The organism is Streptomyces bugieae, from assembly GCF_036352915.1.
GTDB classification, from domain to species: Bacteria; Actinomycetota; Actinomycetes; order Streptomycetales; family Streptomycetaceae; genus Streptomyces; species Streptomyces endophytica.
In genome coordinates this window covers 1-21,964 of record NZ_JAZBJP010000029.1, presented here as the reverse complement: position 1 = coordinate 21,964, position 21,964 = coordinate 1, and the positions used below count along the sequence as shown (strand labels likewise).

Sequence of the window (21,964 nt, the reverse complement as noted above, 5' to 3'; positions counted from 1 at the left end):
CCGTCATTCGTCGTCCAGCCGGCGCATCGGGGAGACGGTGGTGCCCGGGAGGGTCGGCCGCGCCGACTGCTTGGCGGGCAGGTCCGGCTCCTCCGACACGGCGGCCCGGACGATGGTGATCAGCCGGTCCGTGCTCTGCAACGGGCTGGCCTCCGGATCGTCGTAGCCGAGCAGCCGGTGGCCGCGCAGCACGGACACGACCAGGTCGTCGGTCTCCCGCACGGACCTGCCCACCTCGGCCTTCACCACCGGGCGTTCGACCAGGTCCAGGCCGCTGCCCTGCTGGATCAGGTCCTCGATGACCATGCCCGCGCTGGGGCTGTGCACGGAGAGTCCCAGCAGCCGGCCGGCCGCGCTGGCCGAGGTGATCACCGCGTCGGCGCCGGACTGCCGCAGCAGCGGGGCGTTCTCCTCCTCCCGCACCGCCGCGACGATGTGCGCCCGCTTGTTGAGCTGACGGGCGGTCAACGAGACGAGCACGGCGGTGTCGTCGCGCTGGGTGGCGATGACGACCTGCCGGGCGCGCTGGACCTCGGCGCGCAGCAGCACGTCACTGCGGGTCGCATCGCCGACGACCCCGGCGAACCCTTCGGCCACCGCCGCCTCGATCACCTTGCTGCTGGGGTCGACGAGGACGATGCGGTCGCGGCCGACGCCGGTCGCCCGGAGGGTCTGCACGGCGGACCGTCCCTTGGTGCCGTAGCCGACGATGACGGTGTGGTCGCGCACGGCGTTTCTCCAGCGTTTGAGTTGCCACTGCTCGCGGGTGCGTTCGGTCAGCACTTCCAGGGTCGTACCGACCAGGATGATCAGGAAGAGCACACGGAGCGGCGTGATGAGCAGGATGTTCAGCAACCGCGCGCTGTCGCCGTACGGGACGATGTCGCCGTAGCCCGTCGTGGAGAGCGTGACGGTGGCGTAGTAGAAGCAGTCGAGCAGGTCGACCGTGCCGTCGGCGTTGTCGTGGTACTCCTCGTGGTCCATCCAGACGATGAAGACCGTCGCCAGCAGCACCAGCAGCGCCATCATCAGCCGGCGGGCGACCTGTCGCAGCGGCGCCTTCGGTGCCCGGCGCGGCAGTATCAGGCGGTGGGAGCGGTCCTCGGGCACCTCACGCGCCGTGCTGTCGTGGGAGGGGAGCTTCACGCGGCGCCTCCGGCCGGGCCGAACGGGTCCCCGAAGGCGGACCGGTCCGCCGGCCCGCCCGCCGACCACCCCGCTGACCAGGGGAGTTCCAGGAGTTCGAGTTCGGTGCCGCGCTGGGCGCCGCCGGGCGGGACGACCGCCAGCGCATCGGCGGCGGCGATCCCGCGCAGCATGGCCGGGCCGTGGAAGTGCAGCGGTTCGGCCGTCAGGCCGTAGCGCTCGTCGTCGCGGTAGGCCACCGGGACGAGCCGGGTGTCGTGCGGATGCCCGTGCACCGGCGCGGTCAACGGGGTACGGCACGGGGCGGGCGGCCGGCGGGCGGCGAGGCTCCGCAGCAGCGGCTCGGCCAGCGTGCAGAGCCCGGACACCGCGGCGAGGGGGTTGCCGGGCAGGCCGACGAGGTGCCGGCGCGGGGCCAGCCGGGCCAGCAGCATCGGATGCCCGGGGCGCACCGCCACGCCGTCCACCAGCACCTCGGCGCCGAGGCGGTGCAGGGTCGGATGCACATGGTCGACCGGACCCGCGGCGGTGCCACCGGTGGTGATCACCACGTCGGCGGTGGACTCCGCCAGCGCCGCGTACAGCGTGTCGGCGTCATCGGCGAGGTGGCGAGGGGCGGCCGCCGCCACCCCGAGGGCCTGCAGCCAGGGGCCGAGCATCGGTCCGAGCGCGTCCCGGATCCGGCCGGCCTGCGGCAGCCCGTGGTCCAGCAACTCGTCGCCCAGGACGAACACTTCGGCCCGCGGCCGGGGGTAGGCGGTCAGCTCGTCGTAGCCGGCCGCGGCGGCCAGGCCGAGGACGGCGGGGGTCACCAGCGCGCCGGCGGGCAGCAGGTGGTCGCCGCGGCGGCACTCCTGGCCGCGCGGGCGGATGTCCTGGCCCGGCGGTACGGGCCGGGGCGCGTGCAGCTGCCGGCCGCCGCCGGGCAGTTCGCGTACCTCGCCGTGCTCGCTGCGCAGTACGGCGGTGGCGCCGGACGGGATGCGCGCGCCGGTCGCGATCGCGAGGGCATGGCCGTCCTGGAGGGCCTCGGCAGGGGACTGACCTGCGAGGATGCCCGGATCGGCGGCGCCCCCGGGCTGGTCGAGGCGCCAGGGGCCGGGGCCGGAGACCGCCCAGCCGTCCATAGCCGAGGTGTCGAACGACGGCAGGTCGGTGAGGGCGGTCAGCGGGACCGCGAGCGTCCGGCCGAGTGCCTCGGCGAGCGGGGTGGCCGTCGGCGCGGGCGGGCCGGGGACGGCGTGCGCGGCGAGTTCGCGGGCGCGCTGCCAGGGCGTGGCGGGCGGCTGGTGGTGTGGAGCCGAGGCCGGGGACCGGCCGGCGTCCGCGGCGCCGGAAGGTCCGGACGGGCCGGTGGCGGTCTCCGGGTCGTGGCTGCCGCGCGCGGTGGGTGCACCGGGGGCCGCCGTGGGCGGGCCGCCCGCGGACCGGATGCCGTGGCCCGGTTCGGGGGGCCGGGCCGGGCCGGTGGCCGCTGCGCGGGTGTGGTTGGCCAGTGCGAGCGCGTCCTCGAACGGGTCGTCGCCGCGCCGGTCGTCCCGGGCGGCGCCGAGCGCCCCGCCGGTCTCGCCGTCGGTCATTCCGCGGGCTTCGTTCCGGTGCCCGCGGCGTCCCCGGAGCCCGCCGGCGGCTCGGCCTCCGCGGCCCAGCGGTTCGCCAGGGCGGTGGCCCGGTCGGTCAGTTCCTTGACGTCCCGGCCCTGTTGGCCCGCCGCGTATCCGATCAGGAAGGTGGTCAGCGGCGCGGCCGGGCGGGCCACGCCGTGCGCCGCGTCGCGCGCGAGGTCGAGTAGCGCCGCCACGTCGACATCGAGGTCGATGCCCAGTTCGGCCTTGACTGCGGTGATCCATTCATCCAGCACGTGTCCATGCTCCCTGATCCGGGCGCGTGCCGCGCCGAGGTCTTCCCAGGTGTCGCAGTCGAAGGCGGCGCCGGCGGTGGGATCAGGGACCCGGACGAGCGTCAGGCCGGCCAGCAGGGCGCGCAGCGGCAGGCCGGCCGGTGTGCCGTGCTCGGCACGGATCCGGGCCAGCGCGCGGCGCAGCGGCTCGGTGCGGTAGGCCGCGACCAGCGGCTGGTCCCGGCCCGAGGCGTCCTGGAGCAGCGCCCCGTCCGCCGGGGCGGCGGCGGACGTCAGCAGGGCGCGTACCGTCGCGGCGGTCAGGAACGGCAGGTCCGCGGAGAGGACGAGCACCGTGGGGGCGGTGGTGTGCCGCAGGCCGGCGTCCAGCGCGGCGAGCGGGCCCCCGCCGGGCGGGTCCTCGCGGGCGTGCAGCACGGCGCGGGCGGTCGGGCGCGCGGGGCCGACGACGACGGCGCGGGCCGCATCGGGGCAGGCGGCGAGGACCCGGTCCAGGAGCGGGCGGCCGCCGACGGACAGGGCGGGCTTGTCCGCCCCGCCGAGCCGCCGTGCCGCGCCGCCGGCCAGGACGATCGCGTCGTGGTCGGTGTGGTCGTTCACCCCTTGAGTATCGCCGGCCTCGGCGCACTCACACAGGTGTCGTGCGGCCCCCTCCGGGCCCGACGGGGGCCGGGTCCGGAGGGGGCCGGGCTCACAGGCCCCGCAGCAGCAGCGCGGGCCGCTCGACGCAGTCGGCCACGTACCGCAGGAAGCCGCCCGCGGTACCGCCGTCGCACACCCGGTGGTCGAAGGTGAGGGACAGCTGGACGACCTGCCGGACCGCCAACTCGCCGTCGTGCACCCACGGTTTGGCGGCTATCCGGCCGACGCCGAGCATCGCCGCCTCCGGGTGGTTGATGATCGGAGTGGAGCCGTCGACGCCGAAGACGCCGTAGTTGTTGAGGGTGAAGGTGCCGTGGGTCAGCTCGGCCAGGGACAGCCCGCCGGCCCGGGCGGTCTCCGTGAGCCGCGCCATCTCGGCGGACAGGTCCTCGACCGTACGGGCCTGGGCGTCGCGGACGACCGGCACGACCAGGCCGCGGTCGGTCTGCGCGGCGAAGCCGAGATGGACCGCGGGCAGCCGGACGATCTCCTGGGTGCGGGTGTCGACGGTGGCGTTGAGCTGCGGGAAGCGCGCCAGCGCGGCCGTGGTGATCCGGGCCAGCAGCGCGAGCAGCGACACCTTGGGGGCGCCGGGGACGTTCATCGCCCGGCGGACGGCGAGGAGTTCGGTGGCGTCCGCGTCCACCCAGCAGGTCGCCTCGGGGATCTCTCGGCGGCTGCGGCTGAACTTCTCGGCGGCCGCGCCGAGCATCCCGCGCAGGGGGATCCGCTCCTCGCCCGGGGTGGGGGCGACGCCTGGGGCGGCACCAGGGGCGGCGGTCGCGCCCGCGGGGACCGTCCCTTCGGCCGGGACGGCCGCGGTGGCCGGCTGCGGCGCGCGCTCGCGGCGGGCGCGGAGCGCGGACTCGACGTCCGTACGGAGGATCAGGCCGTCCGGCCCGGTGCCCGTCACCTCCCGCAGGTCCAGGTCGTTCTCCCGCGCCATGCGGCGCACCAGCGGCGAGATGACGGGCACCGTACGGCCGTCGGCGTCCGCGGCGCGGGCCGGGCGGTCCGCCGCGGTCTCCTCGGCCGGTGTGGCGGGCTCCGCTCCGGTCGGGGGCTGCGGGCCGCCCGTCTCGGGGCGCGCGCCGTCCGCGGGGCGGATCCGGCGCCGCCGGGCCGCGGCCGCGCTCGTGCCGTACCCGACCAGGACGTTGCCGGAGCCGTTCTCCGCCGCGTCGGCGGCCGGTGTCTCCGGGGCGGTCGCCGTCCCGTTGGCGGCGCCCGTCGTGGGGGCCCGCTCCGCCAGGTCGTCCGGTACCGCGCCGACCGCGACCGTCACCAGGGGGGTGCCGACCGGGACTTCGACGCCTTCGTCGCCGTAGCGGGCGGTCACCACGCCGCCGTACGGGCACGGCACCTCGACCATCGCCTTGGCGGTCTCGACCTCGACCACCGGCTGGTCGACGGCGACGACCTCGCCGACCTCGACCAGCCACTGCACGATCGTCGCCTCGGTGAGGCCCTCCCCCAGGTCGGGCAGGGTGAATTCACGGACCACGGCCATCACGCACCACGTCCTTCGGTCCAGTCCGACTCCCACTGCAGGCGCGCGACGGTGTCCAGGATCCGGTCGACGCCCGGGAGGTGGTGCCGCTCCAGCATGGGCGGCGGGTAGGGGATGTCGAAGCCGGTCACCCGCAGCACCGGCGCCTCCAGGTGGTGGAAGCAGCGCTCGGTGATCCGCGCGGCGATCTCCCCGCCGGGGCCGCCGAATCCGCCGGCCTCATGGACGACCACGGCCCGTCCGGTGCGCCGTACGGACGCGCAGACCGTCTCGTCGTCGAACGGCACCAGGGAGCGCAGATCGACCACTTCCAGGTCCCAGCCCTCGGCGCGGCCGGCCTCGGCGGCCTCCATGCAGGCGGGCAGCGAGGGGCCGTAGGTGATCAGGGTGGCGCTGCTGCCGCGGCGGCGTATCTCGGCCCGGCCCAGGGGCGCGACCGGGGTGGGGGCGTCCGGCGACCACTCGGCCTTCGACCAGTACAGCCGCTTGGGCTCCAGGAAGACGACCGGGTCGTCGGAGGCGATGGCGGCCCGCAGGAGTCCGTAGGCGTCCTCGACGGTGGCCGGGGTGACGACATGGAGCCCCGGGGTGGCGAGGTAGTAGGCCTCGGAGGAGTCGCTGTGGTGCTCGACGCCGCCGATGCCGCCGCCGTAGGGGATGCGGATGGTCAGCGGCATCGGGACCGCGCCGCGGGTGCGGTTGCGCATCCGGGCGACATGGCTGACCAGCTGCTCGAACGCCGGGTAGGCGAACGCGTCGAACTGCATCTCGACCACCGGCCGCAGCCCGTACATCGCCATGCCGACGGCGGTGCCCAGGATGCCGGCCTCGGCGAGCGCGGTGTCCGTGCAGCGGTCCTCGCCGAACTCCTTGGCCAGGCCGTCGGTGATGCGGAAGACGCCGCCCAGGGCGCCGACGTCCTCGCCCATCACATGGACGGCGGGGTCCTCGGCCATGGCGTCGCGCAGCGCGCGGGTCAGCGCCTGCGCCATGGTGGCGGGCTTGCGCGCGGTGGCCGGAGCGGTGGTCGTCATGGCCTGGCCTCCTCGGCGGGCGCAGTGCCCGCGGCGTCCTCGGGGTGTCCGGCGGCCTCGGCGTCCAACTCGGCGCGCAACTGCGCCGCCTGGGCGCGCAGTTGGCCGGTCTGCTCGGCGAACACATGGGTGAACAGGTCCATCGGGTTCAGCACCGGGTCGGCGTGCATCCGCTCCCGCAGGTCGGCGGCCAGCTGCTCGGCGCTCTCCCGGGTGGTGGCGACGAACTCGTCGGTCAGCAGGCCGCGGCCGGCCAGCTCGTGCTCCAGCAGGGCTATCGGGTCGTGCGCCCGCCAGGTCTCGACCTCGGCGTCGGTGCGGTAGCGGGTGGCGTCGTCGGCGTTGGTGTGCGCCTCGATGCGGTACGTGACGGCCTCGACGAGGGTGGGGCCGCCGCCCCGGCGGGCGCGCTGGACGGCCTCGCCGAGCACTTCGTGCATCGCGGGCGCGTCGTTGCCGTCGACCAGGCGGCCGGGCATGCCGTAGCCGACCGCCTTGTGGGCGAGGGAGGGCGCGGCGGTCTGCTTGGCGAGCGGCACGGAGATGGCGAAGCCGTTGTTCTGCACCAGGAAGACGACCGGGGCCTGCCAGAGCGCCGCGAAGTTCAGCGCCTCGTGGAAGTCGCCCTCGCTCGTGCCGCCGTCGCCCACCATGGCCAGCGCCACCACCTCGTCGCCCTTGAGGCGGGCGGCGTGCGCCAGGCCCACGGCATGGGGGAGCTGGGTGGCCAGCGGGGTGCACAGGGGGGCGATGCGGTGTTCGTGCGGGTCGTAGCCGCAGTGCCAGTCGCCGCGCAGCAGGGTCAGTGCCTGGACGGGGTCGAGGCCGCGGGCCACGGCGGCCAGGGTGTCGCGGTAGCTGGGGAAGAGCCAGTCCCGCTCCTCCAGCGCCAGCGCGGCGGCGACCTCGCAGGCCTCCTGGCCGGTGGAGGACGGATAGACCGCCAATCGTCCCTGCCGGGTCAGGGCGGTGGCCTGGGCGTTGTACCGGCGGCCGCGGACGAGCTGGGCGTACAGCCGGGTCAGCAGTCCGGACTCGAGCCGGGCGGCGGCGTCCGTACCGAGGACGCGGTACGGCTCCTCGTCGGGCAGGAGAGGGGCGGGGTCGACGCGCGGGCGCCACGCGGGCGGCGGGCCGGCCAGGCTGCTCTTGTTCCTGCTGCTGCCGGGCTGCTCTAGGACCGTCATGACGAGCACCTCCTCGGTACGAAGGGGTGGCGCGATGGCGCCGCAGAAGGGTGGTGGGCGGACGGCGGATGGGCAGGATGAAACCGGTCGGGGCGGGTGAGCCCTTCCCTACCGATTGTTCGGTCGCTGATGCATTTTGGCTACAGGCGGGTTCAGCCTGTGGACAAACGGTTCTCCACAGCTTCAGATGAAGACAGGGCGTCCACAAAGGGGAGGCGGGACCATATGCCGGACGAACAGATGGCCAATAACAACGGTCAGCCACCGTCGCCCGAACCGCCCGCCCCGGCCACCCCGGCCGCACGCCCGCTGGACACCATCGACCGGTCGATCCTGCGCATGCTGCAGACCGACGGCAGGGCCTCGATACGCTCCGTGGCCGAGCGGGTCCACGTCTCGCGCGCCAATGCCTACGCGCGCATCAACCGGCTGATGGACGACGGGGTGATCCGCGGTTTCAGCGCCCAGGTCGACCAGGAGCGGGCAGGCCAGGGCGCCTCCGCGTACATCACGCTGAAGATCGTGCAGAACTCCTGGCGGACCGTGCGCAAGCAGCTCACCGCCCTGCCGGGCGCCACCCACATCGCGCTGGTCAGCGGCGATTTCGATGTGCTGCTGCTGGTGCACACCAAGGACAACCGGGAACTGCGGGAGCTGGTCCTCACCCGTATCCAGTCGATACCGGAGGTGCTCAGCACCCGCACCCTGCTGGTCTTCGAGGAGACCGATCTCGGGCCCGAGGGGGAGTGAGCCGCCCGGCGCCGCGGGCGGCCGTCAGGGCCCCGTCAGGGCCCCGCAGGACGTCAGGCCCTCACAGGACCCCGTCAGGGCCGGCGCAGGCCCGCGAACGCCGTGCGCACCACGGCCTCGGCGACCTCGTCGCGGCGCGCCGTGCCGCCCCGCCCGGGCCGGTACCACTCGACGATCGAATTGATCATGCCGAAGAGCAGCCTCGTGGCGAGCCGGACGTCCACGTCGTCCCGCAGGTCGCCGTCGGCGGCGGCCTGCTTGAGGAGGGCGGAGACCTCGTGGTCGAACTCCCGGCGGCGCTCCATGGCCCACCGTTCGGTGTCCGTGTTCCCGCGCACCCTCAACAGCAGCGTCACGTAGGGGAGTTCGTCCATCAGCACCTCGGTCACCCGGCGGGTGACGTGCTCCAGCCGCTCGATCGCCCGCCCCTGGAGGGCCGCCGGCTCCTCCAGCACGCCGAAGAGGCCGTCCAGGGCCCGGCTTATGGCACGGTGCAGCAGCTCTTCCTTGCTGCGCACGTGGTGGTAGATCGAGGACTTGGAGATGCCGGCCGCCTTGGAGAGGTGCTCCATGGAGGTGCCGTCGTAGCCGCGCTCGATGAACACCTCGACGGCGACGGCGAGCAGCGAATCGGGCGTATAGGTGTCGCGTTTGGCCATGGTCATGATGAGAGCACCTGTTCCTCGAGGTCCGCACGGCGCCGCAGCGCCCAGGACGGCACGTAGCGTCCCCCGGCATTCTGGTGGTGCATCGAGTCCAGCAGGTCCCACACCCAGTGGGCGCCGAGCCGTTCGACCCACTCCATGGGGCCGCCGGGGTAGTTCACGCCCAGTCGCATGGCCGTGTCGATGTCCTCGGGGGTGGCCACCTCGCGGGCGGCGGCGTCCACGGCGAAGTCGATGATCATCGCGACCGTCCGGGCGACGATCATGCCGGGGACGTCGCCGATCACGCTGACCTCCTTGCCCAGCGCCTGGAACAGCCCGACCGCCTCCGCGACGTCCGCCTCGGAACAGGTCTCCGAGGCGGCCAGCGCGATCCGGGTGGCGGCCCGGTAGTCGAGCGAGAGATCGAAGCGGATGTACCTGCCGTAGACGACGCTCGTCGCCGGGTAGCCGTTGGTGAGCGCGAGGCAGGCCCCGCCGGGCAGCCGGATGAAGCCCTCCGACTCGCCCGGCGTGCGGTCGCGGGTGACCTTGATGCCGGCCTCCTCGATCAGCTCGCGGAGCACCGCGGCGGGGCCGGGCAGCCGCGCGTGCAGGGCGACGGCCTCCGGGGCCGGGCAGGGCTCCGCGGTGTGCGGCGCGGGCCGCTGGGCGCCCTCGGAGTAGTCGTACCAGCCGCGCCCCGCCTTGCGGCCGTGCAGCCCGGACTCCACCAGGCGGCGCTGCGCCAGCGAGGGGGTGAACTTGGGGTCCTGGAAGAAGGACTGCCACACGGAGTGGGTGACCGCCTCGTTCACGTCCTGCCCGATGAGGTCGGTCAGCTCGAACGGCCCCATCTTGAAGCCGGCGCCGTCGCGCAGCACCGCGTCGATGGTGGCCGGGTCGGCGACGCGCTCCTCGTAGGCGCGCAGGGCCTCGGCGTAGAAGGGGCGGGCGATGCGGTTGACGATGAAACCGGGGGTGTCGGCGCAGCGGACCGGCTTCTTCCCCCAGGCCGCGGCGGTGTCGTACGCCGCGCCGGCGGCGGCCTCGTCCGTGGCGAAGCCGCTGACCACCTCGACCAGCGGGAGCAGCGGCGCGGGGTTGAAGAAGTGCAGGCCCACGCAGCGGCCGGGGCGGCGCAGGCCGCCGGCGACCGCGGTCACGGACAGCGAGGACGTATTGGTGGCCAGCAGGCAGTCGTCGCCGACGATGTCCTCCAGCGACCTGAACAGCTCCTGCTTGGGCTTCAGCTCCTCCAGGATCGCCTCGACGACCAGCGCGGCGTCGGCCAGCTCGGCGAGGGCGGTGGCGGGGGAGAGGCGGTCGCGCGCGGCGTCCCGCTCGGCCGCCGTGATCCGGCCCTTCTCCACCAGCCGGTCCAGCCGCCGCACGAGCGCGCCGGCGGCCTGCTCCGCGCGCCCGGGGGCGCTGTCGTAGAGCCGTACGCGGTGGCCGGCGACCAGCGCGACCTGCGCGATTCCCTGTCCCATGGTGCCGGTGCCCACCACTGCCACGGTGTTGCCGGTGCCGATTGCCGTCATGCCAGCTGATCCTCCCCGACCGACTTTTCCACAGGCTCGCCGGGCCCTCTTGCCCCGACCGATCGTTCGGTTACTCTAACTCCGTTGCCCTGTCCGCTCCCAGCCCTATCCGCTCTCCGCCCGGCTCGACGAGGAGTTGGTCATCGATGGCCGCCGAAATGACCGCAGCGCAGTTGATCGAGAAGCACCGTCCGACCCTCGACCAGGCGCTGGAGGCAATCCGTACCCGCGCCTACTGGTCCCCGCACCCCGAGCACCCCAAGGCGTACGGCGAGACCGCCGCGGCCGACGGTGCGGCCGCGTTCGAGGCGCTGCGCGGCAAGCGCTTCGAGCTCACCCAGCCCGGCACGGACGACTGGACGGGCCAGGAGGTCTCGCCCTACGGGCCGGAGCTGGGGATCAGCTATCCGCACCCGGACGTGGACGTCCTGCTGCCCGCGATGCGCGCCACGATCCCGGCCTGGCGGGACGCCGGCCCGGAGCTGCGCGCGGCGGTCTGTCTGGAGATCCTGGCCCGGATCAGCGCGCGCACCCATGAGTTCGCCCAGGCCGTGATGCACACCAGCGGCCAGGCGTTCATGATGGCGTTCCAGGCCGGCGGGCCGCACGCCCAGGACCGCGGCCTGGAAGCGGTGGCGTACGCGTACGCCGAGCAGACCCGCACCCCGGGGCAGGCGGCCTGGTCCAAGCCGCAGGGCAAGCGCGACCCGCTGGAGCTGTCCAAGAGCTTCACGGCCGTGCCGCGCGGTGTGGCCCTGATGATCGGGTGCAACACCTTCCCGACCTGGAACGGCTACCCCGGCCTGTTCGCCTCCCTGGCCACCGGCAACCCGGTCCTGGTCAAGCCGCATCCGCGGGCCGTGCTGCCGCTGGCCATGACCGTCAAGGTGGCGCGCGAGGTCCTCGACGACGCCGGCTTCCCCGCCGACCTGGTGTGCCTGGCCGTGGACCGGCCGGACGAGGGCCTGGCCAAGACGCTGGCCGTCCGCCCCGAGGTGCGCATCATCGACTACACCGGCTCGACCGCGTTCGGCGACTGGCTGGAGACGCACGCCCGGCAGGCCGAGGTCCACACCGAGAAGGCCGGCGTGAACACCGTCGTCATCGACTCCACCGATGACTACAAGGGCATGCTCAGCAACCTCGCCTTCTCCCTGTCGCTCTACAGCGGCCAGATGTGCACCACCCCGCAGAACCTGCTGATCCCCCGCGGCGGCATCACCACGGACGCCGGGCCGAAGTCGTACGACGAGGTGGTCAGCGACCTCGCGGGCGCGGTGAGCGGGCTGCTCGGCGACGACGCGCGGGCCAACGGGCTGCTGGGCGCGATCGTCAATCCGCAGGTCAAGGAGCGGATCGAGGCCGCGGCCGGACTCGGCGAGGTGGCCCTGGCCTCCCGTGAGGTGACCAACCCCGACTTCCCCGGGGCGACGGTCCGCACCCCGGTGATCGTCAAGCTGGACGGCGCCAAGCCGGACTCCGAGGCGGCGTACCTCTCGGAGTGCTTCGGGCCGGTGTCGTTCGCGGTGGCCGTCGACTCCGCCGCCGACGCCGTGGAGCTGCTGCGGCGGACGGTCCGCGAGAAGGGCGCCATGACGGTCGGCGCGTACACCACGGACGCCGAGGTCGAGCGGCTGGTGGAGGACGCCTGCCTGGAGGAGTGCGCCCAGCTGTCGCTGAACCTCACCGGCGGGGTCTATGTGAACCAGACCGCGGCGTTCTCGGACTTCCACGGCTCCGGCGGTAACCCGGCGGCGAACGCGGTGCTCTGCGACGGCGCGTTCGTGGCCAGCCGCTTCCGGATGGTGGAGGTGCGCCGGCCCGCATGACGTGCGCCGGGGGCCGGGCCGCCGGACCGCATGACGTGAGCCGGGCCGGGCGCCGGCCCGCGTGACGTGGCCGGGGCCGGCGCCGGTCAGCCGGCGTCCGGCCCGTCGATCCGTGCGTGGCGGCCGATCCAGGCGTGCATCGCGATGGCGGCCGCCGCCCCCGCGTTGATCGAGCGGGTCGAGCCGAACTGCGCGATCGAGCAGACCAGCGAGGCGTGGCGCCGTGCCTCCTCGGTCAGCCCCGGGCCCTCCTGGCCGAAGAGGAGCACACAACGCCGCGGCAGCTCGGTCGTCTCCAGCGGCACGGACCCCGGGAGATTGTCGATCCCGATGATCGGCAGTCCCTCGGCGGTGGCCCAGGCGGTGAGGTCCGCGGTGTCCGGGTGGTGACGGACGTGCTGGTAGCGGTCGGTCACCATCGCCCCGCGCCGGTTCCAGCGCCGCTGGCCGACGATGTGGACCTCCTTGGCCAGGAACGCGTTCGCGGTGCGCACGACGGAGCCGATGTTGAAGTCGTGGCCCCAGTTCTCGACCGCCACGTGGAAGTCGTGGCGACGGGTGTCGAGGTCCGCGACGATCGCCTCGCGCGTCCAGTAGCGGTAGTGGTCGACGACGTTGCGGCGGTCGCCGTGCGCGAGCAGCTCCGGGTCGTAACGGTCGTCCTGCGGCCAGGGCTCCGGATGCGGCCCGACGCCGATCTGGGCCCCGTAGCCCTCGTCGTACTGGAGGGGCTCGGCGGGGGCGGTTTTCTCGCTGCTCACCCCACGAGCGTATGGCCACCGCCGCCGTGGTCCGTACGGGCCGGGGGTTCACCGCCTCCGGGGCCGCCGTCCGGGCCGGCCGGGACGGCGCGCGGGAAAAGCCGTTCGCGCAGGCCGGAGACGCGGGCGGAGACCCAGGTCAGGAAGTTCGTCGGCAGGAAGACCGCGTCCGCGGCGATCATGGCGAGCGAGAAGAACGGCAGTCCCAGCAGGAACGCGATCGAGAGGTGCTCGCAGATCATGATGACCAGGAGCACGTTCTTGAGCCGGCGGTTGAAGAGCGTGAAGGGGAAGGCCACCTGGACGATCACCGTGCCGTAGGTGATCAGCATGACCATCAGGCCGTTGCTGCCGAGCAGCTGGGAGAGCGCGGGCCAAGGGGAGAAGTAGTCCAGGTGCATCGGGTAGTAGACCGCAGTGCCGTCCTGCCAGCGGGAGCCCTGGATCTTGTACCAGCCGGCGGTGGAGTAGACGAGGCAGACCTCGACCATGATCACCAGCAGTGCGCCGTTGTGGGCGAGCTTGGTGAGGGTGTCCAGGACGGTGCGCGGCTCCCCCGGTGCGTAGCGCTGGACCGCCCACCAGAGGGCGTGCGCGGCCCACAGGCCCCACAGGACCAGGCTCCAGCCGATGTGCGGGAACGGGCCGTTGTCGAACCACAGGAGGGCGTAGCTGCCGGTGAGCTGCGCGACGGCGAGGGCGAGGCCGAGCACGGCCCACAGGACGATGCCGGTCAGATCGCGTCCGCGGCCCGCTCCCGGCATGTGTGCGGCGGTCTGCGCCCCGTCGAGCGCCTCCCCGCCGGCCTCCTCGCCGGCCGCGGCTGCCTCCGCCTCCGCCGCGGCCCGGGCGCGCTTGGCGCGGCGTGCGTCCAGCGACCAGACCTGGCCGCACCGGGTGAGCACGAGATACATCGACATCAGGTGGATGACGTTGTCGCCACCGTCCCCTATGAAGACGCTGCGGTTCTGCAGCGAGATCACGCCGAGCATGAAGAGGACCGACATGGTGCGGGTGCGCCAGCCGAGCAGCAGCGCCGCGCTGGACGCGACGGCCATCAGGTAGACGCACTCGAACCAGCCGCGGCCGTCGGACCACAGCAGCATGGAGAAGGCGTGGTTGGCGTCCAGGAGGCGGCGCGCCATGTCCAGGCTCCAGGGGCTGTCGGGCCCGTAGAGCGTGAGGCGGTGCGGCCACTCGCGCAGCAGGAACAGCAGCCAGGTCGCCGAGAAGCCGATCCGGATCACGGCGGTCTGGTACGGGGCCAGCGCGCGGCCGGTGGCGCGGCCGAAGAGGCGGCCGATGGCGCGCTCGATCCGGGTCTCCTCGTAGAGGGCCGGGGGCGCGGCGGGGGCCTGGGGGGCGTGGGGTGCGTGCGCTTGCTGCGACACGTCTGTGGGCTCCGTGGTGTGCGTGGGCTGCGAGGTGCTCCGGGGCTGCTGGGGCGTCGGCGACGTCACTGGCTGTTCGCCCCCTCGGGGAGGTCGGCCGAGGTGATCTGCCACCAGGGCTGCACGCGGTACACGGGCTTGTCGCTGATCTTCTCGGTGCTCCACGGCGGCGGGCTGACCGCGGCCGTACGGGAGCGGACCTGGATGCGCTCGACCCGGCCGCCGGCCGCGGTCCACTCGCCCTGCATCCGGAACATCACGATCCGCCGGATGTAGCGCTCGGCCAGCTCGCCGCGGGTGCCGATCGGGCGGCCCTGGGCGTTGTGGCTGTTGACGAAGAGCTCCCAGCCCCGGCGCAGCTGGTTCTGCTCGGTGTGGCTGGGCAGCGGGTTGTGGAGTATGGCCCGGCCGTCACGGGCGGTCAGGTCGGTCCAGTCGGTGGTGCGGCTGCTGCCGTCCTCGGCGCGGACCTGCGCGCGGACCTGGACCGCGACGTTCTGCTGGAGGGGGTTGGGCGCGAACAGCTTCCAGTTCTGTTCGTACTCGGGATAGACGTAGTCGCTGATCAGGGAGCCCTGCTGCTTGCTGAGCGTGTTCTGCGGCGCGACGTGCAGAAACATCATGGCGAGATGAATCGCGACGATGACGGCGACGGCGACGGCCGCCACGCCTATGACGATCCGCGAGGGTAGCGACAGCGCGGCCAAAGGCCGCGATTCGTCCCCGTATGACTGCATTCCCGCCCCGTTCCCGTAAACCCATGCGGTCAACTCCGCTCCGGAACCGTACCTACGCGGCCCCACCGGGCACACCCTCCCCCGGGTTATCCACAGGCTTGACACCCGCTGCCCGCCCACTCACCATTGAACCGAACGATCGGTCGGTCGGGAGCGAGGGGGCACAACATGACGACGATCGCGCCGGAGGAGGCGGCTCAGGAGGCCGCATTCGACGCCACCGTGGCCGCGGACGAGCGGATCGAACCACGGGACTGGATGCCGGAGGCGTACCGCTCCACACTCGTGCGGCAGATAGCGCAGCACGCCCACTCCGAGATCATCGGCATGCAGCCGGAGGCCAACTGGATCACCCGCGCGCCCTCCCTGCGCCGCAAGGCGATCCTGATGGCCAAGGTGCAGGACGAGGCCGGCCACGGCCTGTATCTCTACAGCGCCGCCGAAACCCTCGGCGCGAGCCGCGACGAGCTCCTCGACAAGCTCCACACCGGCCGCCAGAAGTACTCCTCGATCTTCAACTACCCGACCCTGACCTGGGCGGACGTCGGAGCCATCGGCTGGCTGGTGGACGGCGCCGCGATCACCAACCAGGTCCCGCTGTGCCGGTGCTCCTACGGCCCCTACGCCCGCGCGATGGTCCGCGTCTGCAAGGAGGAGTCCTTCCACCAGCGCCAGGGCTACGAGCTCCTGCTGACCCTCAGCCGCGGCACCGACGCCCAGCACGCGATGGCACAGGACGCAGTCGACCGCTGGTGGTGGCCCTCCCTGATGATGTTCGGCCCACCGGACGACGAGTCGTCGCACTCCGCCCAGTCCATGGCCTGGAAGATCAAGCGGCACTCCAACGACGAGCTCCGCCAGCGCTTCGTCGACATCTGCGTCCCCCAGGCCGAGGCCCTCGGCCTCACCCTCCCCGACCCCGACCTGGTGTGGAACGAGGACCGCGGTCACTACGACTTCGGCTCGATCGACTGGACCGAGTTCCGCGAGGTCCTCAAGGGCAACGGCCCCTGCAACGAGCAGCGGATCAACCGCCGCCGACGGGCCCACGAAGAAGGCGCCTGGGTGCGCGAGGCAGCCGCCGCACACGCGGCCAAGCACGGGAAGGCCGGACGATGACGACGACACCCCGCCCCGCGGAGACCACCGCCTCCGGCGCCCCCGCCGAAGCGGCGGACGCCCGCCCCACCGACTGGCCCCTGTGGGAGGTCTTCGTCCGCAGCCGCCGCGGCCTGTCGCACACCCACGCCGGCAGCCTCCACGCCCCGGACGCCGAGATGGCACTGCGCAACGCCCGCGACCTCTACACCCGGCGCTCCGAAGGCGTCTCCCTCTGGGTGGTCCCCTCCGCCCAGATCACCGCCTCCTCCCCGGACGAGAAGGACGCCTTCTTCGAGCCGGCCGGCGACAAGCCCTACCGCCACCCGACCTTCTACGAGATCCCGGAGGGGGTGCACCACCTGTGAGGGACACCGTGACCACCCCCGCCCTGCCCCTCGGGGACGATGCGCTGATCCTCTCCCACCGCCTGGGCGAGTGGGCCGGTCAGGCCCCGGTCCTGGAGGAGGAGGTGGCGCTGGCCAACATCGCGCTGGACCTCCTCGGCCAGGCCCGGGTGCTGCTCTCCCTGGCCGGCGACGAGGACGAGCTGGCGTATCTGCGCGAGGAGCGGGAGTTCCGCAACCTCCAGCTCGTCGAGCAGCCCAACGGCGACTTCGCGCACACCATCGCCCGCCAGCTCTACTTCTCCACCTACCAGGAGCTGCTCTTCGAGCAACTGGCGGACGGGGACACCGAGTTGGCTCCCCTGGCCGGCAAGGCCGTCAAAGAGGTCGCCTACCACCGCGACCACGCCACCCAGTGGACCCTCCGGCTGGGCGACGGCACCGACGAGAGCCGCACCCGCATGCAGCACGCCCTGGACGCCCTCTGGCGCTTCACGGGCGAGATGTTCGAGCCGGTGCCCGGACTGGAATCGCTGCCCTGGGCCACGTTCCACGACGTGTGGACCACCCGCATCACCGCCACCGTCGAGCAGGCCACCCTCCGCCTCCCCGAAGGACCGCAGCGCGGCGCCTGGACCGCCGGCGCGGGCCGCCAGGGCCTGCACACCGAACCGTTCGGACGGCTGCTCGCCGAGATGCAGCACCTCCACCGCAGCCACCCGGGGGCGACATGGTGACCACCGGCGACACCACGGCCACGAGGGCCGACGCACCCACCTCGGCCGGCAGGCCCACCACGGCCGGCACGGCCCTCGAAGCGGAACTGCTGGCACTGGCCGGCTCCGTTCCCGACCCCGAGCTGCCCGTCCTCACCCTCGCCGAGCTCGGCGTCCTGCGCGATCTGCGGCTGACCGCCCCCGACCGCGTAGAGGTCGAGCTCACCCCCACCTACACCGGCTGCCCCGCCATCGAGGCCATGTCCGCCGACATCGAGCGGATACTCCACGACCACGGCATACCCGACGTCGAGGTCCGTACGGTCCTCAGCCCGCCCTGGACCACGGACGCCATCACCGCCGAGGGCCGCCGCAAGCTGGAGGACTTCGGCATCGCCCCACCGCGCCCGGCCGGCCCGGCCGGCGGACCGATCTCCGTCGACCTCACGATCCGCTGCCCGCACTGCGGATCGACCGACACCACCCTGCTGAGCCGGTTCTCCTCCACGGCCTGCAAGGCGCTGCGCCGCTGCGAGTCCTGCCGCGAACCCTTCGACCACTTCAAGGAGTTGTGATGTTCCACCCGCTCCGGGTCCAGGAGGTCGAGCGGCTCACGGACGACGCGGTGGCCGTCACCTTCACCGTCCCGCCCGAACTCCGCAGCGCCTTCCGGCACACCCCCGGGCAGCACATCGCGCTGCGCAGAACGGTCGACGGCCAGGAGACCCGCCGTACGTACTCCATCTGCACCCCGGCCACCGACGAGCCCGTCCTGCGCGTCGGCATCCGGCACGTCGAGGACGGCGCCTTCTCGACCTACGCACTCAAGGAGCTGGCGGTCGGCGACACGGTGGAGGTGATGGCCCCGGCCGGCCGGTTCGTCCTCGCCCCGCGCCCCGGGCACTTCGTCGGGATCGTCGGCGGCAGCGGCATCACCCCCGTGCTGTCCATCGCCACCACCCTCCTCGCGCAGCAGCCCGACGCCCGCTTCTGCCTGATCCGCAGCGACCGCACCGCGGCCTCGACGATGTTCCTGGAGGAGGTCGCCGACCTGAAGGACCGGTATCCCGACCGCTTCCAGCTGATCCACACCCTCTCCCGCGAGGAACAGCAGGCCGGCCTGCCTTCCGGCCGCCTGGACGAGGACCGGCTCCGCACCCTGCTGCCCGCCCTCCTGAAGACCGACGCCATCGACGGCTGGTACCTCTGCGGCCCGTACGGCCTGGTCCAGGGCGCCGAACGCGCCCTGCGCGCCCTCGGCGTACCCCGTAACCGCATCCACGAAGAGATCTTCCACGTCGACAACGGCGCCCCGACCGCGCCCGCGGCCAAGGCCCCCGCCCACAGCACGGTGACCGCCACCCTCGACGGCCGCTCCGGCACCTGGCCCGTCCACGACGGCGAATCACTCCTCGAAGCCGTCCTCCGCAACCGCGCCGACGCCCCCTACGCCTGCAAGGGTGGCGTCTGCGGCACCTGCCGGGCCTTCCTGGTCTCCGGCGAAATACGCATGGACCGCAACTTCGCCCTCGAATCCGACGAGGTCGACGCCGGCTACGTCCTCGCCTGCCAGTCCCACCCGGCCACGGAGAAGGTGGAGCTGGACTTCGACCGGTAGGGGGCGACTACGGACCTCCTGCCCGCATGGGCCGCCCACGCCTTGGGTCGTCCACGCCCTGGGCCGTCCCCCGTCCTTCGAGCGACCACGTCGGGGGAGTCAGCGAGCCCGGGGCGGCTCGGGGCTCGGCGCGGGCGTCCCTTCACCACCACCATTGCCATTCCCAATTCCTGAAACATGTTCTACCTTGACGCCTGACTTGACGGCCCGTCAGGTCGTGGTGCCGTGCGGAAGGAAGGACAGGCAGTGGACTTCACCTTCACCGAGGAGCAACAGGCCGCCGTCGAGGCGGCACGGGCCGTCTTCTCGGGGACCGCTCCGGACGACGTACCCAGCCCGGCACTCACCACCGGAGCGGTCGCCGACGACTTCGACCGCGCACTGTGGCGCAAGCTCGCCGACGCCGACCTGCTGGGCCTGCTCATCGCGCCGGAGCACGGCGGCGCGGGCCTCGACCCGATAGCGCTCTGTCTCGTTCTGCGCGAATCGGCGAAGGTACTGGCCCGCGTGCCCCTGCTGGAGTCCGGCGCTGCGGCGCTCACCCTCCAGCGGTACACCGATGCCGCGCTCCGTACGGACGTACTGCCGCAGATCGTCACCGGCGACCTCGTCGTCACCGTCGCCGCCGCCGGCCGTACGGGCCATGAACCGGCCGAGCTCGCCGTCCGCGCCACCCAGGAGGGCACCCACTGGATCCTCGACGGCGCCCAGACCGCCGTCCCCTGGGCCGCCACCGCCGACCGGATCCTGCTGCCCGCACACACCGCAGAGGGCAATGCCGTCCTCGCCCTCGTCCCCCGCACCCACCCCGGCGTCACGCTCGCCGACCAGATCTCGACCAGCGGCGAGCGCCAGGCCGAGGTCCGGCTCGACTCCGTCCGTATCAGCGCCACCGAAACGCTGACGGACCCGGCCGCCTGGGAATCCCTCCGCCATCTCCTGACCCTCGGCACCTGCGCCCTGGCCCTGGGACTCGGCGAACGGGTACTCGCCATGACCAGCGAGTACACCGGCAAGCGCGAACAGTTCGGCTTCCCGCTGGCCACCTTCCAGGCCGTGGCGGTCCAGGCCGCCGACCGCTTCATCGACCTGCGCGCGATGGAGGCCACCCTCTGGCAGGCCGCCTGGCGCCTCACCGCCGACGCAGCCGGCCCGCTCCCACCGGCCGGTGACATCGCGGTCGCCAAGATCTGGGCCTCCGAGGGCGTACGCCGCGTCGTCCAGACCGCCCAGCACCTGCACGGCGGGTTCGGCGCCGACACCGACTACCCGCTGCACCGCTACCACGCCTGGGCCAAGCAGCTCGAACTCTCCCTCGGCCCCGCCGCCGCCCACGAAGAGGCCCTCGGCGACCTGCTCGCGGTGCATCCACTGGGGTGAGCCGCGGCGCGGAGGCCGCGCGGGCTGGCCGGGCTGGCCGGGCTGGCTCATGCTCGCCCTCTCGCCCGGGAGGGGAGGGGATGGAAGGGGGCGTGGCGACGCTGCCCCGCACCGGGCAGCGGCCAGGTGAACACAGGTGCACAGCGGAGGTCGTCCAGCTGTGCCACGCAGGCACCGGCCGCCCCAGCCTGGCCGGCCGGGAACCGGGCAGCTAGATGACCGTCCCCGCTCCGCCCTTACCGTCCGAAACGGGACGTCCGGCGGCCTCCCACGCCTGCATGCCGCCCGCGACGTTCACCGCGTCGACGCCCTGCTGGATCAGGTACTGCGCCACCTGCGCCGAACGGCCACCGACGCGGCACAGGACGTAGATCTTGTCGCCCTCCGGCGCCTTCTCGGTCAACTCCCCGTAGCGGGCGACGAACTCGCTCATCGGGATGTGCAGCGCACCTTCAGCATGCCCCGCCTGCCACTCGTCGTCCTCCCGCACGTCCAGAAGGAAGGCCTCGGCCGAGAGCGCGTCGACATCGACGGTGGGTACAGAACCAAATTGCATGGTCCCGACGCTACCCGACCAGCTGCGCGAGGTACGCCTCACGTTCTGCGACGTCGGCGAGCAGCTTCTCGGCGATCTCGTCCAGCAGCCGGTCCGGGTCCTCCGGCGCCATCTTGATCATCGCGCCGATCGCGCTCTCCTCCAGCTCGGCGGCAACGGCCGCCAGCAGCTCCTTGCGCGTGGCCAGCCACTCCAGGCGGGCGTAGAGCTCCTCACTCTCGCTGAGCCGCTCCTCGGCCGGCGCCGGACCGGCCTCCCACTCCCGCGCGAGCTCCTGCAGCGCCGCCTCGTCACCCCGGCCGTACGCCGCGTTGACCCGCGCGATGAACTCATCCCGCCGCGCCCGCTCCGCATCGTCCCGCGCCAGGTCGGGGTGGGCCTTGCGGACGAGTTCGCGGTAGGCCTTACGGACCTCCTCGCTGGGCCGCACCTTCTGCGGCGGCTGCACCGACTGCTCGGTGAGCATCGCCTGCGCCTCGGGGAACAGACCGTCCGACCCCATCCAGCCGTGGAACAGCTCTTCCACCTCGGGCATCGGCAGCACCGAAGCCCGCGCCTCGCGCGCCTTACGGATGTCCTCGGGGTCGCCGGTACGCGCTGCCACCGCCTCGGCGATCTGCGCGTCCAGCTCGTCCAGCCGCGCGTACATGGGGCCGAGCCGCTGATGGTGCAGCCGGGAGAAGTTCTCCACCTCCACCCGGAACGTCTCCACCGCGATCTCGAACTCGATCAACGCCTGCTCCGCCGCCAACACGGCCTTGGCCAGCCGCCGCGTGCCCTCATCGGCGGCGTCTTGGCTGGGGGAGGAAGACTGCTGACCGTGGGAGTCCCGGTCAGGGGATGCGCCCTGGCCGGATGCGCCCGACGGGGCGACATCGCCGGACGAGCCGGAGCCGTCAGGCGGGGCCGGCTGTGCGTCCGTGCCGGCGGTCGGGGAGCCCTGATCGCCGTCGCGGGCATCCGACGCCTGCGGATCCCCCAGGGCAGCCGCCGTGTCCGGCCCGTCCGCTCGGTGCTGGTCGTCCTGTGTGTTGTCCGCGTGCGAGTTCGTCACCCGGTCAGCGTACGGCCCGAGCACACCCCCGCCCTCCCTCGCCACCGGCCGGGCGCTTCCGTCACTCCATGCCTTGGGCCTGTTGGCCCGGAGAGGCCGGAACTTCGCCTTTCCCTGCTGCCTTCCCCCTGGGGCCCCTCCCCCGCCCCGCCCCACCCC

At 73.1% G+C, this 21,964-nt stretch carries 21 protein-coding genes; 8 read left to right on the top strand and 13 right to left on the bottom strand.

The genetic code is table 11. From position 1 onward, the window contains the following. Positions 1-3: 3 nt before the first annotated feature. The 6 genes from V2J85_RS30955 to pdhA form a co-directional block, all read right to left on the bottom strand. Positions 4-1,146 (bottom strand): potassium channel family protein, encoded by a 1,143-nt coding sequence (locus V2J85_RS30955; RefSeq protein ID WP_330823431.1) that lies wholly within the window; start codon positions 1,144-1,146, stop codon positions 4-6. Continuing rightward, positions 1,143-2,726: a molybdopterin molybdotransferase MoeA gene (locus V2J85_RS30950; protein WP_330823430.1), complete on the bottom strand. Its 1,584-nt coding sequence runs from the start codon at positions 2,724-2,726 to the stop codon at positions 1,143-1,145. Before V2J85_RS30950 ends, V2J85_RS30955 begins: the two co-directional genes overlap by 4 nt. Beyond that, positions 2,723-3,607 carry a molybdenum cofactor guanylyltransferase gene (locus V2J85_RS30945; RefSeq protein ID WP_261956746.1) on the bottom strand — a complete coding sequence of 295 codons (885 nt, stop codon included), beginning with the start codon at positions 3,605-3,607 and terminating at the stop codon, positions 2,723-2,725. Before V2J85_RS30945 ends, V2J85_RS30950 begins: the two co-directional genes overlap by 4 nt. 91 nt (positions 3,608-3,698) lie before the next feature. After that, a complete protein-coding gene (locus tag V2J85_RS30940; protein WP_330823429.1) occupies positions 3,699-5,159 on the bottom strand; it encodes a dihydrolipoamide acetyltransferase family protein in 1,461 nt (486 codons plus the stop codon). Continuing rightward, complete coding sequence (locus V2J85_RS30935; RefSeq protein WP_261956744.1) at positions 5,159-6,193, bottom strand: alpha-ketoacid dehydrogenase subunit beta; 1,035 nt, start codon at positions 6,191-6,193, stop codon at positions 5,159-5,161. The genes V2J85_RS30940 and V2J85_RS30935 overlap by 1 nt, the downstream gene beginning before the upstream one ends. Further along, positions 6,190-7,380, bottom strand: a complete 1,191-nt coding sequence (pdhA, locus tag V2J85_RS30930) for a pyruvate dehydrogenase (acetyl-transferring) E1 component subunit alpha (RefSeq protein WP_261956743.1) — start codon at positions 7,378-7,380, stop codon at positions 6,190-6,192. Before pdhA ends, V2J85_RS30935 begins: the two co-directional genes overlap by 4 nt. 225 nt (positions 7,381-7,605) lie before the next feature. On the opposite strand from pdhA, the gene V2J85_RS30925 reads away from it, so the two are divergent. Continuing rightward, the gene (locus tag V2J85_RS30925; RefSeq protein WP_261956742.1) at positions 7,606-8,130 is read left to right on the top strand and encodes an Lrp/AsnC family transcriptional regulator; all 525 of its coding nucleotides are present in this window, start codon (positions 7,606-7,608) and stop codon (positions 8,128-8,130) included. A gap of 74 nt (positions 8,131-8,204) precedes the next feature. On the opposite strand, the gene V2J85_RS30920 is transcribed toward V2J85_RS30925, so the two are convergent. Continuing rightward, a complete protein-coding gene (locus V2J85_RS30920) occupies positions 8,205-8,795 on the bottom strand; it encodes a TetR/AcrR family transcriptional regulator (RefSeq protein ID WP_330823427.1) in 591 nt (196 codons plus the stop codon). Continuing rightward, positions 8,792-10,318, bottom strand: coding sequence for a 3-hydroxyacyl-CoA dehydrogenase (locus V2J85_RS30915; RefSeq protein WP_330823425.1), 1,527 nt, complete (start codon positions 10,316-10,318; stop codon positions 8,792-8,794). The genes V2J85_RS30920 and V2J85_RS30915 overlap by 4 nt, the downstream gene beginning before the upstream one ends. Positions 10,319-10,464: 146 nt before the next feature. On the opposite strand from V2J85_RS30915, the gene paaN reads away from it, so the two are divergent. After that, on the top strand, positions 10,465-12,147 hold the full coding sequence (gene paaN / locus V2J85_RS30910) for a phenylacetic acid degradation protein PaaN (RefSeq protein WP_261956739.1): 1,683 nt from the start codon (positions 10,465-10,467) through the stop codon (positions 12,145-12,147). Between the two features lie 86 nt (positions 12,148-12,233). Here paaN and V2J85_RS30905 read toward each other — a convergent pair whose 3' ends face one another. The 3 genes from V2J85_RS30905 to V2J85_RS30895 are packed head-to-tail and all read right to left on the bottom strand — an operon-like array spanning position 12,234 to position 15,036. After that, a complete protein-coding gene (locus V2J85_RS30905) occupies positions 12,234-12,908 on the bottom strand; it encodes a TrmH family RNA methyltransferase (RefSeq protein WP_261956738.1) in 675 nt (224 codons plus the stop codon). Then, entirely contained in the window at positions 12,905-14,368 is a 1,464-nt protein-coding gene (locus V2J85_RS30900) for an HTTM domain-containing protein (RefSeq protein WP_410011308.1), read from the bottom strand. Before V2J85_RS30900 ends, V2J85_RS30905 begins: the two co-directional genes overlap by 4 nt. Continuing rightward, positions 14,365-15,036, bottom strand: coding sequence for a DUF5819 family protein (locus tag V2J85_RS30895; protein WP_419836852.1), 672 nt, complete (start codon positions 15,034-15,036; stop codon positions 14,365-14,367). The genes V2J85_RS30900 and V2J85_RS30895 overlap by 4 nt, the downstream gene beginning before the upstream one ends. Positions 15,037-15,204: 168 nt before the next feature. On the opposite strand from V2J85_RS30895, the gene paaA reads away from it, so the two are divergent. From paaA to V2J85_RS30865, 6 genes are all read left to right on the top strand, one after another. Continuing rightward, positions 15,205-16,155 (top strand): 1,2-phenylacetyl-CoA epoxidase subunit PaaA, encoded by a 951-nt coding sequence (gene paaA, locus V2J85_RS30890; protein WP_261956735.1) that lies wholly within the window; start codon positions 15,205-15,207, stop codon positions 16,153-16,155. Continuing rightward, on the top strand, positions 16,152-16,502 hold the full coding sequence (paaB, locus tag V2J85_RS30885) for a 1,2-phenylacetyl-CoA epoxidase subunit PaaB (RefSeq protein ID WP_261956734.1): 351 nt from the start codon (positions 16,152-16,154) through the stop codon (positions 16,500-16,502). The genes paaA and paaB overlap by 4 nt, the downstream gene beginning before the upstream one ends. Next, positions 16,499-17,218, top strand: coding sequence for a 1,2-phenylacetyl-CoA epoxidase subunit PaaC (gene paaC / locus V2J85_RS30880; protein WP_261956733.1), 720 nt, complete (start codon positions 16,499-16,501; stop codon positions 17,216-17,218). The genes paaB and paaC overlap by 4 nt, the downstream gene beginning before the upstream one ends. After that, complete coding sequence (gene paaD, locus V2J85_RS30875; RefSeq protein WP_261956732.1) at positions 17,212-17,772, top strand: 1,2-phenylacetyl-CoA epoxidase subunit PaaD; 561 nt, start codon at positions 17,212-17,214, stop codon at positions 17,770-17,772. Before paaC ends, paaD begins: the two co-directional genes overlap by 7 nt. After that, positions 17,772-18,815, top strand: a complete 1,044-nt coding sequence (paaE, locus tag V2J85_RS30870) for a 1,2-phenylacetyl-CoA epoxidase subunit PaaE (RefSeq protein WP_261956731.1) — start codon at positions 17,772-17,774, stop codon at positions 18,813-18,815. Before paaD ends, paaE begins: the two co-directional genes overlap by 1 nt. Before the next feature lie 246 nt (positions 18,816-19,061). Continuing rightward, a complete protein-coding gene (locus tag V2J85_RS30865; RefSeq protein WP_261956730.1) occupies positions 19,062-20,195 on the top strand; it encodes an acyl-CoA dehydrogenase family protein in 1,134 nt (377 codons plus the stop codon). A 211-nt stretch (positions 20,196-20,406) separates the two neighbouring features. On the opposite strand, the gene V2J85_RS30860 is transcribed toward V2J85_RS30865, so the two are convergent. After that, positions 20,407-20,751 carry a rhodanese-like domain-containing protein gene (locus V2J85_RS30860; RefSeq protein WP_261956729.1) on the bottom strand — a complete coding sequence of 115 codons (345 nt, stop codon included), beginning with the start codon at positions 20,749-20,751 and terminating at the stop codon, positions 20,407-20,409. 10 nt (positions 20,752-20,761) lie between these two features. Next, positions 20,762-21,805, bottom strand: coding sequence for a J domain-containing protein (locus V2J85_RS30855; RefSeq protein WP_330823418.1), 1,044 nt, complete (start codon positions 21,803-21,805; stop codon positions 20,762-20,764). Positions 21,806-21,964: the final 159 nt, after the last annotated feature.

Bases quoted from the DNA above. Each gene is read 5' to 3' on its own strand.
- V2J85_RS30950 (WP_330823430.1), bottom strand. From the start codon at position 2,726: ATGACCGACGGCGAGACCGGCGGGGCGCTCGGCGCCGCCCGGGACGAC.
- V2J85_RS30940 (WP_330823429.1), bottom strand. From the start codon at position 5,159: ATGGCCGTGGTCCGTGAATTCACCCTGCCCGACCTGGGGGAGGGCCTC.
- V2J85_RS30935 (WP_261956744.1), bottom strand. From the start codon at position 6,193: ATGACGACCACCGCTCCGGCCACCGCGCGCAAGCCCGCCACCATGGCG.
- pdhA (WP_261956743.1), bottom strand. From the start codon at position 7,380: ATGACGGTCCTAGAGCAGCCCGGCAGCAGCAGGAACAAGAGCAGCCTG.
- V2J85_RS30925 (WP_261956742.1), top strand. From the start codon at position 7,606: ATGCCGGACGAACAGATGGCCAATAACAACGGTCAGCCACCGTCGCCC.
- V2J85_RS30920 (WP_330823427.1), bottom strand. From the start codon at position 8,795: ATGACCATGGCCAAACGCGACACCTATACGCCCGATTCGCTGCTCGCC.
- V2J85_RS30915 (WP_330823425.1), bottom strand. From the start codon at position 10,318: ATGACGGCAATCGGCACCGGCAACACCGTGGCAGTGGTGGGCACCGGC.
- paaN (WP_261956739.1), top strand. From the start codon at position 10,465: ATGGCCGCCGAAATGACCGCAGCGCAGTTGATCGAGAAGCACCGTCCG.
- V2J85_RS30895 (WP_419836852.1), bottom strand. From the start codon at position 15,036: ATGCAGTCATACGGGGACGAATCGCGGCCTTTGGCCGCGCTGTCGCTA.
- paaA (WP_261956735.1), top strand. From the start codon at position 15,205: ATGACGACGATCGCGCCGGAGGAGGCGGCTCAGGAGGCCGCATTCGAC.
- paaB (WP_261956734.1), top strand. From the start codon at position 16,152: ATGACGACGACACCCCGCCCCGCGGAGACCACCGCCTCCGGCGCCCCC.
- paaD (WP_261956732.1), top strand. From the start codon at position 17,212: ATGGTGACCACCGGCGACACCACGGCCACGAGGGCCGACGCACCCACC.
- paaE (WP_261956731.1), top strand. From the start codon at position 17,772: ATGTTCCACCCGCTCCGGGTCCAGGAGGTCGAGCGGCTCACGGACGAC.
- V2J85_RS30860 (WP_261956729.1), bottom strand. From the start codon at position 20,751: ATGCAATTTGGTTCTGTACCCACCGTCGATGTCGACGCGCTCTCGGCC.